Annotated in this window: 10 protein-coding genes; 7 read left to right on the forward strand and 3 right to left on the reverse strand. The window is 61.0% G+C overall.

Annotated features, from left to right (window positions below):
- Nucleotides 1–112: 112 nt before the first annotated feature.
- The 6 genes from C7S18_RS04350 to C7S18_RS04375 all read left to right on the forward strand — a co-directional run bounded on the left by C7S18_RS04350 (nt 113) and on the right by C7S18_RS04375 (nt 8,391).
- Complete coding sequence (locus tag C7S18_RS04350) at nt 113–745, forward strand: ECF-type sigma factor (protein ID WP_146151749.1); 633 nt, start codon at nt 113–115, stop codon at nt 743–745.
- A gap of 4 nt (nt 746–749) precedes the next feature.
- On the forward strand, nt 750–3,050 hold the full coding sequence (locus C7S18_RS04355) for a serine/threonine protein kinase (RefSeq protein WP_170113103.1): 2,301 nt from the start codon (nt 750–752) through the stop codon (nt 3,048–3,050).
- A 237-nt stretch (nt 3,051–3,287) separates the two neighbouring features.
- The gene (locus C7S18_RS04360; protein ID WP_106890402.1) at nt 3,288–4,064 is read left to right on the forward strand and encodes a hypothetical protein; all 777 of its coding nucleotides are present in this window, start codon (nt 3,288–3,290) and stop codon (nt 4,062–4,064) included.
- A 630-nt stretch (nt 4,065–4,694) separates the two neighbouring features.
- Complete coding sequence (locus C7S18_RS04365) at nt 4,695–5,477, forward strand: hypothetical protein (RefSeq protein ID WP_106890403.1); 783 nt, start codon at nt 4,695–4,697, stop codon at nt 5,475–5,477.
- Between the two features lie 243 nt (nt 5,478–5,720).
- Complete coding sequence (locus tag C7S18_RS04370; RefSeq protein WP_146151750.1) at nt 5,721–6,077, forward strand: hypothetical protein; 357 nt, start codon at nt 5,721–5,723, stop codon at nt 6,075–6,077.
- Nucleotides 6,078–6,555: 478 nt separating this feature from the next.
- Complete coding sequence (locus tag C7S18_RS04375) at nt 6,556–8,391, forward strand: sensor domain-containing diguanylate cyclase (RefSeq protein WP_106890405.1); 1,836 nt, start codon at nt 6,556–6,558, stop codon at nt 8,389–8,391.
- Nucleotides 8,392–8,650: 259 nt separating this feature from the next.
- Here C7S18_RS04375 and C7S18_RS04380 read toward each other — a convergent pair whose 3' ends face one another.
- The 3 genes from C7S18_RS04380 to C7S18_RS04395 all read right to left on the reverse strand — a co-directional run bounded on the left by C7S18_RS04380 (nt 8,651) and on the right by C7S18_RS04395 (nt 10,818).
- On the reverse strand, nt 8,651–9,463 hold the full coding sequence (locus tag C7S18_RS04380; protein ID WP_106890406.1) for an oxygen-binding di-iron domain-containing protein: 813 nt from the start codon (nt 9,461–9,463) through the stop codon (nt 8,651–8,653).
- A 453-nt stretch (nt 9,464–9,916) separates the two neighbouring features.
- Nucleotides 9,917–10,327 (reverse strand): immune inhibitor A, encoded by a 411-nt coding sequence (locus tag C7S18_RS04390; protein ID WP_146151751.1) that lies wholly within the window; start codon nt 10,325–10,327, stop codon nt 9,917–9,919.
- Nucleotides 10,321–10,818, reverse strand: coding sequence for a hypothetical protein (locus tag C7S18_RS04395; RefSeq protein WP_106890409.1), 498 nt, complete (start codon nt 10,816–10,818; stop codon nt 10,321–10,323). Before C7S18_RS04395 ends, C7S18_RS04390 begins: the two co-directional genes overlap by 7 nt.
- Before the next feature lie 328 nt (nt 10,819–11,146).
- Between C7S18_RS04395 and C7S18_RS04400 the strand changes: the two genes are divergently transcribed.
- Nucleotides 11,147–14,746 (forward strand): methylmalonyl-CoA mutase family protein, encoded by a 3,600-nt coding sequence (locus C7S18_RS04400; protein ID WP_106890410.1) that lies wholly within the window; start codon nt 11,147–11,149, stop codon nt 14,744–14,746.
- Nucleotides 14,747–14,851: the final 105 nt, after the last annotated feature.

Raw genomic sequence — 14,851 nt, forward strand, 5'->3', positions numbered from 1 at the left:
GCGCATCAAGCGCGCCAGCTGGCGCAGCGAGGCTGTCATCAGTGGCTGGCCACGACAACTCTCGCCCAATCCCGGGCGAGTGCGGAATCTGGTAGCTTTATCGGCGATTGAGATGACCGTCACCTTTGCCATGGGAATACTTACAGACTCCTCAAGCGACCTGACCCAGTTGCTTGCCCGCTGGCGTCGCGGCGATCGCGAGGCGGAAGCCGACTTGGTTCAGGCCATGTATCCGATGTTTCGGGACATGGCCCGGCGGCGTTTGCAGCGGATCGGCGGGCACTTGACGTTACGTGCGACGGAACTGGTGCACGAGGCCTATGAGCGCATCACCCAGGCTGATTGGCCGGAATGGGAGAGCCGGGCGCACTTCGTTGGTGTCGTTGCGAAGGTCATTCGTAACTTGGTGATCGATACGGTGCGCGAGCAACAATCGGAGAAGCGCGGCGGCCAGGTGCAGGTCTTGTCGTGGTCAGAACTGGAGCAGGAGCCAGAGCGCTTCGGGAGCGCGCTGGAGATCGATCTCGGCCTCGACTGGATTGGTTTGGACCGCGCGCTCGCCGCATTGGAGCGCGAATCGCCGGAAGCCGCCCGCCTCGTCGAGCTGAAATTCTTTGCCGGGCTCAACACCGATGAACTGGCCGACGCTCTGGGTGTTTCACGCGCCAGCGTCGTCCGCGAGTGGCGCTTTGCCAGGGCGTTCTTGTCGGAGCAGTTGCAGGCTCCAGACTCTGACGCAGGTTGATGGCGTGAGTTCGGGGTCACTCAAGTCGCTATTCGATGAGCTGGTGCAATTGCCAGAGGCTGATCGTCGTCAGCGACTCGATGATCCAACCATCGATCCAGGGCTTCGCGATGCCGTGCTGCGCCTGTTGCGCCGTGACGACGAAACCAACCCAGTGCTCGATTCCGATCGCTTCCGCGTCAGCATTCCAGAGCCGCGTTTGGAAGACAGCGATTTCGGTCCCTATCGCGTCAAGTCGATGGTAGGTGCCGGTGGCATGGGGCAGGTGTGGCTGGTGCATCGCGATATCGACGGTGTTTCGCAGCCGCTCGCACTCAAGCTGATGCGGCGGGACCGAATCGATGACGTCACACTCGAACGGTTCCGCCTGGAACGCCGCGTGCTGGCCACGTTGCAGCATCCGGCCATCGCGCGTTTGGTGGACGCAGGCGAGACCGAAGGCGGGCAACCTTGGTTGGTCATGGAATTCATCGACGGTATTCCGATCACCCGCTATTCCGATCGCAAGAAGCTGAATTTGCGACGGCGCGTCAAGATGTTCCGGCTTGCGGCAGCGGCGATCGCGTTCGCGCATCGGCGATTGATCGTGCATCGCGATATCAAGCCGAGCAATGTGCTGGTGACCGCGAACGGCGATCTGAAGATCATCGACTTTGGGATTGCGAAGCCGATCGGCATGAAGCTCGGTGAGGCGGATGTGCTGCAAACCGATACGGCACAGCGATTTCTGTCTCCGCAATCGGCTGCGCCTGAGCAATGGCGTGGTGACTTGATCACGCCTGCGTGTGACATCTACAGCCTGGGCGCGTTGTTGTATGAACTGATCAGCGGTCAGCCGGTGGTCCGAACGCTTGGGCAAACGCTGGTTGAAGTCGAGCGCCAGGTGCTGGAGTTGGAACCGCCACCGCCGAGTGCTGTCGCAGCAGCCGGGCGCGAGAAGATCGATGATGATCTCGATGCGATCTGTATGGTGTGTCTGCGCAAAGAGCCGGACGAGCGCTATGAATCGGTCTCGCATTTGCTCGACGATCTGGACGCCTGGCTCGCGAGCAAACCGGTAGCGGCGCATCGCGGCGGCGCCTGGTATCGGGCTAAACGATTCGCGCATCGCAATCGCCGCCGCCTGGCGATCGGCGCACTCTGGACAATGCTGGCCGTCACGTCGGGGACTGCGTGGTACACGAGCATGCAAACCATCCGGATCAACGCCGAAGCGGGTCGCCAACGTGCGCTGCTACTGGATGCGATGGACCAGTCCGAGCTCGGCGGGCTGAGCGTGTCGGCCGAGCTGACGAATCTTCTTGATGCGCTGAGTCGGGATGTTCTGGCGGCGCCGGCGATAGGCGACGCTGCGCGCTGGCGCGCGTTACTCGATCTGGCTCACGCGCAAACGCGCCTGGGTGCGCTCGATCGCGCCGAGAATCTGATGTTTCAGGTTCCGGATTGCCGACAGTTGCCCGCCGACCTCGCGAGCTACCGCGATCTGGTGACCGCCGCACGGCTGATGGCCAACGGGTCGAAGGCCGAAGCGGAACAGGCGTTGCGGGGCGTGCTGGACGCCAACCAGGCGGGACCTTACCTGCTCGCGCGGTGGCTGCGATTTCGATTGCTGTGGGAACGTCAGAGTCTCGGCGACGCACGAGCGCTTCTGGATCAGCCGGGCGTCGATCTCGCAACGATACCGGAAGCTTGGCGTTATCAAACTGAAACCGCGCGCGTGTTGTTGCTGACCGATGTGCTGGAGCAAGAACAGCGCATTGATGACGCTCGGCTTGCGCTCATCGCGCTCGGCTCGTGGCTGGAGTCGGCGCCGGATGTCGCGGGACTTGAGCGCCGCCTGCAACAGCGTCGGCTGATCCGGCTGCAAGTGCATGCGGGCCAATTAGCTGACTCGGAGCAGGCATTTATTCGCATGCACGCATTGGAACGGCGCCTGATGGGCACAGAACCCGGCATGCAGCCCATTCTGGATGCGCTGTTTGGCGCCGAGCCCGTCTGGCGGGATCGGATCGTCGCGCACTACCTGCACGAGGCCAATGCGCTGCTGGCGGCACCGGAGCTGACACCCCCCGTGCAGCGGGCGGTCGAGACAGAATTGGCGCACGTTCTCGCGCTTGTGCCTGGCTCGGCAGAGGCTCAGTGCACTTTGGCCATTTTGCGCGTGCGCCAACTCGCATTCGACGAAGCGTCGCAGTTACTGGGCCAGGCGGGCGCCGCAATCCGCCCAGAATCTTGCGAAAAAGCGGTCGGGCTATTGGCCGGCGCCCGGCCAGCACCCGCGCCAGCGCAGCCGGGATTGCCTTGAAGCCCGCCCTCGCGCATCCAATTTCCGGATAAGAATCAGTGCCATAGGTCCTATTTGGGGCTGGTACTCAAAAAAACCGCGTGACGGTTGATCACGTTTTTTCGGGGATTCCGTATGGAACCAAGAGGGCGATGGTCGCTCTCCGCACCGGCACTGACCGGCGCGTGATTCATCGGCAAGCGTTGATCCGGCCAATGGGGCCAGATCGATGCCCCGGGAACCAGAGGAACCCATACCGTGCTGCAGACCTTGTTTCGCAACTACCAGCTTGTCCGCCAAGTGATTCCGCATCCGAAATGGTTCGCGAATCTGAGCGGCATCCATGTGTCGGTCGCTGACAATGTGCTTCGTGAGACGCGTAAAGTCTCGACTCGCCACATCCTCCGCATCAGCCACGCATTCGCGATTCCCGAAGCGCTGCTGCAATGCCGGCTGTTGGGCGATCTCGACCCGAACGAACCGGGAAACCGGATGCGGCAGCAATGGCTGCGTCGCCAGCTCGATCTGCAGGGCGGTGTGCGCCAGGCGGCGTTGCAGTACCCGGGGCTTGGCGTCAAGACGATGGCGCGACTGATGAAGCCCGACGCGATCGTCTCGCCGATTCAGTGCGAACTCGTGGCCCAGCATACGGGTTGGTTCCTGGATCCAGGCCTCCTGCACAGCCCGGATCGAAGCGCCGATGGTCGTCAGGCCCAGGACCTGCTGTCTTGGCTGAGGCTGGCGCATCACTGCCAGTCCAACGTGGCCCCGCTGCCGCCGCGTACCCGGGTGCTCGAACTGGCCGTACCCGCTGAGCTTCGCTATGCCGATCGGTCGTTTGAGCGCTTGCAGGCGGCAATTGCCCGCCACGAACTCGATGCGCGAGTCAGTGCGCATCGCGAATGGCTCAAGGCAACGGTGCTGGAAGGCCTGAGGTCGGGCGCGTTCAATTTCGAACAGGCGCGCCGTTTGGACACGAGCTTGCGTGGTCAAAAGCCGACGCCGCCTGCCTGGGTCCCCCCGCAGGCCGCCTGAGTCGACCCAATTGTTTGGCGCGTCGGGGCAGACCCTTGTGTCTGCCCCGTCTACCGCTCCAGGCTCCCTAGTCGGCATCGACGCCGCTGACCGCCGACCTGCGAATCACCACGTCTCCACACTTGCCGCAAATCGTCACCAAACCCCAGGCGGTGGTATCAACGCCTGACGCCAGCCGTCCCAGCTAACGCGCCTAAGGCCGCGATCCAGCGCCCTCTGGTGCCACTCCGAAAAAATCTTTTCAGAATCGTGATCATGAAATCTCGTGATCTGCGATTCCAATATCAGAAGCTACTGATACCAGACGCTGACCGGTTGCTCGATGGTCCTGCAGCACAGGGGGAGACCACGACACGGCCAAACCCCGAACACTCGGTGATCGCGTTGGAATCTGGGCAGTGCCTTCGCACTCAATCCGACCACACGCTGATCCGGGCAGTGTGGACGTCTCTGGGGTGCCACGCGAACCGCCAATGAGTCTGGTCTGAACCAGATCACGAAGCGATCGCGCTTGCTGGAGCAACACGGTCATCGCCGTTGGGCTCCGCCTTCAACTCAGCAGTTTCGCATTTCAGCAATGGCTGAGAGCTCGGGGACTGCTTGCTTCAAATTCGCAAAAAGGAATCGACCATGTTGCTGAACGTACTGCTCGCAAACTACCGCGTCATCCGCCAAGTGATTCCGCACCCGGTGTGGTTTGCCGAACTGACCGGCGTACATAGTTCCGTCGCCGACAATGTGTTGAATGGCACCCGCAAAATCTCGCTGCGTCATGTCTTGAGTGTCGCGCAAGCGTTCGGGATCGACGCGGCGCAGGTACAGTTGCCCATCTCGGGACAGCTCAACGCCGATAGCCCGGGCAATTTGAAGCGCGCTGCCTGGTTGCGCTCGCAGATGACGATACTCGGTGGCGCCCGCCGCGCCGCGCAGCAATTCCCGGGCCTTGGTGTCAAAACGATTGTGCGGCTGATGCAGCCTGGCGTAATCGTGTCGCCACTGATGGTCGAGCTCATTGCGCGGCATCTGCAGGTGTCGGTCCCAGTCGAGTTGCTCGGCGGTGTCGCTGACTGCGGCACGATTGGATGCGCCGAAGACTTGTTGTCGGCGATTCGCCTGGACCGGCATCGCGAAGTCAGCGACGAAGTACTGCCACGCCGAACGCGCGTCGCCATGGTGGCCGTCGCCGCTGATATTCGCTTTGCAACCATCAGTTTTGACAGCGTACAAACCTGGCTGCGCAGTGGCCGCATTGATGCACGCGTTCGCGCCCAGGTGCAATGGCTGCGCCAGCGCCTGCTCGCCGAACACGCGACCGGCGTGCTGAGCTTTGCCGAACTGTCCGGCCTGCGACGATTGATCCGCGAGGCCGAAACGCATTGTCGACTGGAGATCCAGCGCGCCCGGGCGGCCTGATGCAAGGTCAAGCCGCCCGACTCCCGTCGGGCCTATCGACGGACGATTGATTTGTTGAAGCTTGGGGGGTTGAGACTTGGAGACGTCACTGCGACGTCACGCGCCGTGCGCGCCACCACAGTTTCCGCTGGCGCCTGAACGCCAGACATCAGGGCATGAACCGCCGTTGTCCGAACACATTCTTTGCGTTCAGATGCCCACGGAAAAGTGGTACAAAGACCGCGGGACCAAGAGGAGACACCCATGAAGCGTTTGATGCTCGTAGGTATGCTGGCGTTTGTGTCGATGACGGCTCGTGCCGAGGCCGTGTTGTCTTGCGAGGAAGTGGATCAGATGGGTGAGGCACTGACCGCACTCGGTATTGCGATGGACGACGAGAACGCCGAAATCGGCGTCGGATCGGAAGAAGAAGACGCATTGCGGCAAGTCGTTGAAGGCTTGGCCACGATTGCTGGTGCCGAGGGCGACGAAGACCTGGCTAACGCGAGCCTTGCGATGGCCGAAGCTTGGGACAACCGCGACCGCGATGCCTACACCGATGCATTGGCCGAAGCAGTTGCCAAACTCGCGGTGATCTCAGTCAACGAATGCGAGCAGTAATCTTGTCGCAGTCCGGCCGCTAGCCGGATTCCAAAAACCGGGAGTGTGCCCCGCACCTCCCGGTTTTTTTGTGCCCGGAAGCGCCGTAAGCGGGTGACTGCCAGCGCGCCACGACGCCAGATTACGCGGTCATTCGCAAAGGCGACCCGACTCGAGCGTCTCCCGATTCGAGCGTCTCCCGATTCGAGCGTCTGCCACCAAATTGGTGCCTGGGGCAGACCTTTCACATTGTCGTCATCCTGGAAGCCGCGCAGCGGGTTCCGGGATCCAGGGCAATCATGCGACTCAGTGTCAACCAACAGACGGCCGCCACGATGCAACGTGGCGCAAGTCCGCCCGGGACCCCGGCTGCGCCCAGACGCAACTAGACCACCACCGAATCTGTTACGAAAAGCGAACATCGTGGAAAAATCTCGCAAATGCTTGCCTGAACTTGAAAACTGGTAAGGTTTGCAGGCCGGGCTTCAGGGATTCAAGCATGCTCGCTACGTTGGGCAGTCGCGTGATGGTGTGGTGGCTGCTCGCCTTCATGGCGAGCGCGACGGTCTCGGCTGCGGTCGCACCGGTAGAAGCACTCCGCGCCGGTTCTGACGATGTCGCGCCCCGCTTCAGCACCTCGTACTGGGTCGACCAGAATCCCGACAGCACACTGGACGCGGCGCGCGCCGCTTTCGCGACTGATGCGTTTCAACCCTTGCCCAGATGGCCCGCAACATTTGGGTTTGCCGACGGCGTGCACTGGTTTCACTTGCGCGTGCAGAACGTGGATCACCCCGAGCGCGATTGGCTGCTCGTGGTCGAATACGCGTTGCTCGATCATCTCGATCTCTACACGGTAACGCCAGAGGGCGAGGTCCAGGTCTTCGAATCTGGCGACCGCATGCCATTCGCCAACCGGGCGGTCGATCACCGTCATTTCACTTTTCCGCTTGATTTGCCGGGACACAGCACGCGCGACTATTTTCTACGCGTGCGGACCGAGAGCTCTGTGCAAGTGCCGCTCGCGCTCAAAACCCGCGTCTACTTTCTGGACCATGCGCAGCGTGGCGACATGGGGCTTGGGGTTTACTACGGCGTCATCATCGCCATGTTTTTGTACAGCCTGTTGCTTTACATTTCGATCCGCGATCGAAGCTTTCTCTGGTACATCACCTACGTCGGCGCCTTTGGTCTTGGGCAGAGCTGCTTGAACGGGCTGTCGTTTCAGTTGCTGCTCCCTAACTGGCCTATCCTGGACGATCAACTCCTCCTGTTTACGATTGGTCTGGCCCTGGTCGCGATGCTGCTGTTCACACGCGATTTTCTGGAGCTGCCAAGGCGGGTGCCGCGCTTGGATCAGATCATGCGCATTGCAATTTGGGTTGAAACCAGCATTCTGGCGGCATCGTTTGTATTGTCATACCGCCATGCCATTTCGCTCGAAACGGCGTCAGTGTTTGCCGTCGCAGCGATCTGCGTGCTCGCTGCGATCATCGTGTGGCGCCAGGGTTACCGGCCAGCATTTCATTATTTGCTGGCCTGGAGCTTCATGCTGGCCGGGATTGTGGTCTACGCATCGGTGTCGTTCGGATTATTGAAGAAGACGTTCATCACCGAATACGGCATCCAGATCGGCTCCTGCATTGAAATGATCCTGTTGTCGTTTGCGCTCGCGTATCGGTTCCAGCTGATCAGGGAAGAGAACGAAGCCTTGCAACGCGAAGTTGCCGAGCGTCTCGAAATCAGGGTCAATGAGCGCACCGCCGAGCTCAATTCGGCGCTCGGGGAGCTGCGTGTGGCCAACCGACGCCTGCAGGAATACAGTCTGCGCGATGGTCTGACCAACGTGCATAACCGCCGCTACCTGGACGAAGCCTTGCCGCGCGCGGTGTCGGTTGCCATTCAGCGACAGGAGCCGCTGTGCCTCTTGCTGATCGACATCGATCACTTCAAGACGATCAATGACAGTTATGGGCACCTCGCCGGCGATGATTGCCTGCGCGACGTTGCCGACGTGCTGCGCCAACAAGTGCGCGAGGCAGACGACTTTGTCGCGCGTTACGGCGGTGAGGAGTTCGTCGTGATTCTGCCCGGCGCGTCGCTCGATGTCGCGCGGGCACGTGCCGAGTCGTTGCGCCGCGCGGTCGCGCAGATTCGGGTGCCGGGCGACAAGGCACCGATTGCACTGACCATCAGCGTCGGCGTGGCCAGCTTGAATCGAGACGCCCGGCAGGCGACCGACGATCTTCTGAAGCGTGCCGATCAAGCGCTCTACACGGCCAAGCAACATGGCCGCAACCGCGTGGTCGTGGATGGTGTCGCGCCATTCGAATAGGGAGCCTCTGAACAAGTTCAGAGGCGATTCGGGCCATGGATGGCCCGCCCAGAATCAAGCACGCTAGTGCTTGATTCTGGGGCACTGAGTCCGGACACGTGCCGGACTCAGTGCGAGTCTGAAAGTCCAGGATGAACTTATTCAGACCCTCCATAGCGGCGCGACCACGACGTAATTGCCTCGGCGCAGTGGCACGTTGCTGCGTGCCGTATCTTCCGATGGTTCGCAATCGAAACGCCGCACCATGCGTTGCCACGCTTTAGCCAAAGCGCAGCGGTCGCGTTGCGGATTCCTGAGGCACGACCGCGACGGGTCCAAAGCGGCCAGGACCAGTCATCAAATCGACGCCGCAACGCAGTTCTTCCATCCAGTCGAAGAACGCGGGGATCGCATCGCCCGCCATTGGCAGACCGTGTTGTGGCACCACTAATTGGATGTCCAGCTGTCGGACCATTTGTGTCCAGATTCGGCACGCCCGATTGGATGCCATGTAGCGGCGATGAAACCCCTCCATCGTGCGGACATGGCTGCGGAAGTCCGTGACGGGTGCATACGGTTCGTCGGTCACCATCGAGGAGCCCACGTCGCCCGAGAACAAGATCTTCGAGATGGGGTCATACACGCAGAAGTTGCCCACCGAATGCAGAAAGTGTGCGGGCAGGCACTTGAGTGTGGTGTCACCGAACACAATCTCAGCACCTTCGTCGGGCAAGAGTAAATAGCGGTCGGCGCCGGTCTCCATATAGTGCGGCACGCTGTGCGGCACAAAGCGGCCCCACAATTTGGAGCAGATGATCTTTGCCGGGGTGTACGTCAGCCAGCGATCGGCAGAACCAATCACGTCGGGATCTTGATGTGATGCAAAGATGTAGTTCAGCTGCTTGAGCTGCACATAACGCGACAACGCAAGCGACAGCGGTGTGTAGAGCAGCGCGCCACCGGGGTCAAGCAACATGCTTTGATCGCCATGCTGAATGAGGAATTGATTGGCCTGCACGCCGTCATCGCCACGCACAAGATCGTTAAAGGCGACCACGCGATGGGTGCCCTGGTGAAACAGTTCAGTAGGCATAAAGCCCCCTTCATCAGTGAGTCCGCGCCTAGGCTAGCCACGCGGAATGCGAACCACTTGATCTGGATCAATGAACTGCCAACGATTTGCGCGCTGCAACCATGACTTTAGAGACAGAGGCTGGTTCTGGCACCAGCGCAGGCCACGGATTGCAAGCAGCGAATTCAACCGTACCGAGGAGGCTCTTTGATTCGTTTCTGGTCGACGCGGGACGCGTACGGTCGGGCCCGAATCATCGGTCATCCAACGGGTTACTGTTCGTGCACAGTGAACGAGGATGCGCCGGGCGGCCACCACCCGCAGTGCCACTCCGAACGCCCAGCATGCGCGAATGCTGCTCGCCCGCGTAAACATTGCCGCACGCGTCGGTAAGCGCGTCAGTCCGAGATTGTGCGCAAGAAAAAGACCCGCCGCAAATCGCGGCGGGTCCAGGTACATCGTTGCGGCAGCGTGTTATTCGAAGCCGTGGCTGAAAATCGCCTCGGACAGGCCATCGATCCAGCAACTCTGCACCTTCACGTCGTCCAGATAGAAGCCGTGCGGAACACGACCCAGTGACGAATCGGTGGCGACACGGAAGCGTAAGCGAACGGACTGGCCGGCGAAGGCGTTCAGATCGACCACACTCTGGGTCCAAACTGGCGGCGCCGTCGTGGCCGGGTCTTCGCACCAGCCGCTTGCGCCCGCCAGCGGATTCGACCACTGGGTACTGATTGCGCCGTTATACGGATCTGTTTGCATGGCGGTGCCGGGGACTTGCGTAAACGTTACGCCGTTATCGGTCGAGATTTCCAGAATGCCGGCATCGAAGCAGCCACCGGCGGTCTGGTCTTCCAGAATCTGGTGGCTGTAGTAGATCAGCACCACAGGGTTCTGGCCGCCTGGGTGAACGCCGTCAGACTCATTGCGCGCGTTTTGGTGATGACGCCCGAAGTCGCGGACAGGGTCATGTTCGACACGCCTGCTGCGATGCTGTTCAGATTGCCGATCGTCAGGGCACGGGCGCCCGTCGGTGTGACTGGGTTCGTGCTGAAGTTTGTGGTGCTGCGAGCTGGTGGTCCCGTCATCGACAGCGTCACCGGCGTAACGAAGCGTTCAATGGCGCTCGATGTCAGGTCGCTGAGGACAAAGTTGGTGGCAGTCGTACAAACCGTGAAATCAACGGCGTCTGCACCGAGCGCGAACGTCGGGCCAGATCTGCAGTTGTCGCAAACATTGGGCTCGTCATTGAACATAGCATCCCTGTTCGGCATGCCGTAGCCCTGGTTGTTGCTGGGCAGCGTTTTGTGGTTGGCTGCAGCGGTGGCAAGAAAGATGGAGGCGGCGAGCGGCGTGAGCGCCAGCCAGGCAAGCATTTTTTGATCGAAGCTTAGAACTCTCGGCAATAGATATTCGTCCACGCGAATCGATTCGTTCCGGTTTAAGGATCGGCGCTCAATCCGTAGATGCCGGTCCCGCGGCGGCCCCAAGCGTCTGTGGCAGGACCCTGGGAACCTATTCCCCCTGCGCGGCAAGGTCAAGAACCTTCGTCGCAGTATCGGACCAGGCGTGGCGCAAATGCCGCAAGCGTGAGCCGAAATGACTGTCAAACAGCTGTTTGGCTCAGTCCTTCGGCGGAGCCGGACATGGCGATCTTGATCGCGACCGGTACAATTGCCGTCTCGCTTACCAGGAACCCGCGCCATGAGCCCTACCTCCCAAGCCATGACAGCCGTCGATCAGAGCGCGGAGCGCTCGCCGCTTCGCTTCGTCACCGCCGCCAGCCTCTTCGACGGCCACGACGCCGCGATCAACATCATGCGCCGCCTGATTCAGGCGCAAGGCGTGGAGGTGATTCATCTCGGCCACAACCGCTCGGTCGAAGACGTCGTGCGTGCTGCGCTGCAGGAAGACGCCGATGGCATCGCGCTCAGTTCCTACCAGGGCGGCCACGTCGAGTACTTCAAGTACATGGTCGACATGCTGAAGGCCAAGGGCGCCGAGCACATCCGCGTGTTCGGCGGCGGCGGCGGCACGATCACGCCTGAGGAAATCCGCGAGCTCCAAGGATACGGTGTCGAGCGCATCTACCACCCAAATGACGGCATGGCCATGGGCCTCGTCGCCATGATCGAAGACTTGGTGCGGCGGACGCACCAGTGGCGCCTGCCATCGCATCGCCCAGGCGCCGTGGCGCTCGATAACGAAATCTCGATCGGCAAAATGCTGTCGGCGATTGAAGAAGGCGCCATCACCGAGGCTGAGCTCCAAACCCTGCGCAAAGAATGGCAGCTCGCCGGCAAGCGCACGCCGGTCATCGGTTTGACCGGCACCGGCGGCGCCGGCAAATCCTCCGTCACCGATGAGCTCCTGAACCGCTTCCTCGCGTCGTTCCCAGAGATGCGCATTGCCGTGATCTCGGTCGACCCCACCCGCCGCCGCACCGGTGGCGCGTTGCTCGGCGACCGCATCCGCATGAACAGTCTGCGCAGCCAGCGCGTGTTCATGCGCTCCATGGCTACACGTCGCCAACACGTCGCCACCAACGTTGTGCTGAAAGACTGCATTGGCTTCCTGCGCGCGCAAGGCTACGACCTCGTGATGGTCGAAACCGCCGGCATTGGTCAAAGCGATTCCGAGATCGTCGACCTGGTCGACTTCCCGGTCTACGTGATGACCAGCGATTTCGGCGCCCCCAGCCAGCTCGAAAAAATCGACATGCTCGATTTCGCCGAACTCGTGGTGCTGAACAAGTTCGACAAGCGTGGTGCCGAAGATGCACTCCGCGATGTACGCAAACAATGGAAGCGCAATCGCACCGCCTTCAAGATGGCCGACGAAGACGTGCCGGTGTATCCAACCATCGCGAGCCAATTCAACGACCCCGGCATCAGCTGGATGTTCGCGAACCTGTGCCGCCTGCTGCGCGACAAACTGCAACTCCCGGCCGAAGCCTGGACCCCGACCGTCGACACGAGCCTGAAAGAACCCCGCGCCACCGTGCTGATCCCCGGACAACGCGTGCGCTACCTGGCCGAAATCGCCGAGCAGGGCAGGGGCATCAATAAGAGCGTCGAATCCCAATCCGACATCGCGAGCCGCGCACAGAGCTACTACGACACGCTGCGCGATCTGGGCGACCTCGCGCTACCGAAGCCACTCGACCTGTATCCCAACGATGCGCTGCTAGGTGTTGCGGGCGCTGCCTTTGTAGGAGGGGCTTCAGCCCCGAACCAATCTAGCCACGGATCTCGCGCCCTTGTGGGAGCGGCTTTAGCCGCGAACCAATCTAGCCACCAAGCCAGTCACTTTGTGGGAGCGGCTTTAGCCGCGAACCAATCTAGCGACCAGGCTCCCGACCGCACCCTCCTAACCCTCCGCCAACGCTACAACGACGCGATCAAATCCCTCAGCCACGAGGCCATCAACCTCCTGCGCGAATGGCCAGACCGCCGCCGCGCGATCACCGCCGATTACAACGAATACACCGTCCGCGACAAAGTCATCCGCGTCGAGAACTACCGCGAATCCCTCTCGCACCAAAAAATCCCGAAAATCGCCGCCCCCACCGAGCGCGATTGGGGCGACCAACTCAGCTTCCTGATGAAGGAAAACCTGCCCGGGTCTTACCCGTACACCGGTGGCGTGTACCCGTATCGCCGCAGCGGCGAAGACCCCACCCGCATGTTCGCAGGCGAGGGCACGCCCGAGCGCACCAATCGCCGCTTCCATTACCTGAGCAACGGCCAACCCGCCGCCCGCCTGTCAACCGCATTCGACTCGGTGACGCTGTACGGCGAAGACCCCGCCGAACGCCCCGATATCTTCGGCAAGATCGGCAACTCCGGCGTCAGCATCGCCACGCTCGATGACATGAAGAAGCTTTACTCCGGCTTCGACCTGTGTGCGCCGAGCACCTCCGTGTCGATGACCATCAATGGCCCAGCGCCCATCATCCTCGCGATGTTCATGAACACCGCGATCGACCAGCAAGTCGAAAAGTACCTGCGCGCCGATCAAGCCCGCTGGGACGAAGCGCACCGGACCATCGAAACGCTATTCGAAGGCAAGCAGCGCCCGCAATACCACGGCATGCTGCCCGACGGGAACGACGGCCTGGGCCTTGGCCTGCTCGGCATCAGCGGTGAACAGCTCGTGCCCGCCGACGTCTACGCCAAGATCAAAGCCGACACCCTCGCCAGCGTTCGCGGCACCGTACAGGCCGACATCCTGAAAGAAGACCAGGCACAAAACACCTGTATCTTCTCGACCGAGTTTGCGCTCCGAATGATGGGCGACATTCAACAGTACTTTGTCGAAAACAGAGTGCGTAACTTCTACTCGGTGTCGATCTCCGGTTATCACATCGCCGAAGCCGGCGCGAACCCGATCAGCCAGCTCGCCTTCACGCTGTCGAACGGCTTTACGATCGTTGAGTACTATCTTGCCCGCGGCATGAAGATCGACGACTTCGCGCCGAACCTGAGCTTCTTCTTTAGCAACGGCATGGATCCAGAATACACCGTGATCGGCCGCGTCGCCCGCCGCATTTGGGCCCGCGCCATGCGCGAACGCTACGGCGCGAACGAACGCAGCCAGATGCTCAAGTACCACATCCAAACCTCCGGCCGCTCGCTGCACGCCCAAGAGATCCAGTTCAACGACATCCGCACCACGCTGCAAGCGCTGTATGCCCTGTTCGATAACTGCAACAGCCTGCACACCAACGCCTACGACGAAGCCATCACCACGCCCACCGAAGAAAGCGTCCGCCGCGCCGTCGCCATCCAACTCATCATCAACCGCGAACTCGGCCTGAACTTCTGCGAAAACCCCTGGCAGGGTAGCTACGTCGTCGACGCCCTAACCGACCTCGTCGAAGAAGCCGTCTACAAAGAGTTCGAAGCCATCAGCGAACGCGGCGGCGTACTCGGCGCCATGGACACCATGTACCAACGCGGCAAAATCCAAGAAGAGTCGATGTACTACGAACAAAAGAAGCACGACGGCACCTTACCCCTAATCGGCGTCAACACCTTCCTCCCCAAAGAACACGCCGGCGAAGTCGCCACCACCATCGAACTCATCCGCAGCACCGAGCCAGAAAAGCGCCAACAGATCCAAAACGTCCAACACTACCAAACCCTCAGAAACCCCCGCAGCACCCTAACCGCCCTCCAAACCACCGCCCGAGCGAGACAAAACCTGTTCGAAGGCCTGATGGAAGCGGTAAAGTCCCATAGCCTTGGGCAGATTAGTCACGCGTTGTACGATGTGGGGGGGGAGTATCGGAGGAATATGTGAGATCTCTTTTGGTGCTATTCTCGTGAAGATTCCAAGAAAGTTGTTCGAACTTATATTTAAGGCTACCCAGGCGCAGCCGTGGCTCGGCAAGTGCTCGGAGTCATT

The organism is Ahniella affigens (assembly GCF_003015185.1).
GTDB lineage: Bacteria > Pseudomonadota > Gammaproteobacteria > Xanthomonadales > Ahniellaceae > Ahniella > Ahniella affigens.

What these genes read in the sequence shown, in the direction of transcription:
- C7S18_RS04350 (WP_146151749.1), top strand. Translation starts at nt 113, where the DNA reads ATGACCGTCACCTTTGCCATGGGAATACTTACAGACTCCTCAAGCGAC.
- C7S18_RS04365 (WP_106890403.1), top strand. Translation starts at nt 4,695, where the DNA reads ATGTTGCTGAACGTACTGCTCGCAAACTACCGCGTCATCCGCCAAGTG.
- C7S18_RS04370 (WP_146151750.1), top strand. Translation starts at nt 5,721, where the DNA reads ATGAAGCGTTTGATGCTCGTAGGTATGCTGGCGTTTGTGTCGATGACG.
- C7S18_RS04375 (WP_106890405.1), top strand. Translation starts at nt 6,556, where the DNA reads ATGCTCGCTACGTTGGGCAGTCGCGTGATGGTGTGGTGGCTGCTCGCC.
- C7S18_RS04380 (WP_106890406.1), bottom strand. Translation starts at nt 9,463, where the DNA reads ATGCCTACTGAACTGTTTCACCAGGGCACCCATCGCGTGGTCGCCTTT.
- C7S18_RS04395 (WP_106890409.1), bottom strand. Translation starts at nt 10,818, where the DNA reads ATGCTTGCCTGGCTGGCGCTCACGCCGCTCGCCGCCTCCATCTTTCTT.
- C7S18_RS04400 (WP_106890410.1), top strand. Translation starts at nt 11,147, where the DNA reads ATGAGCCCTACCTCCCAAGCCATGACAGCCGTCGATCAGAGCGCGGAG.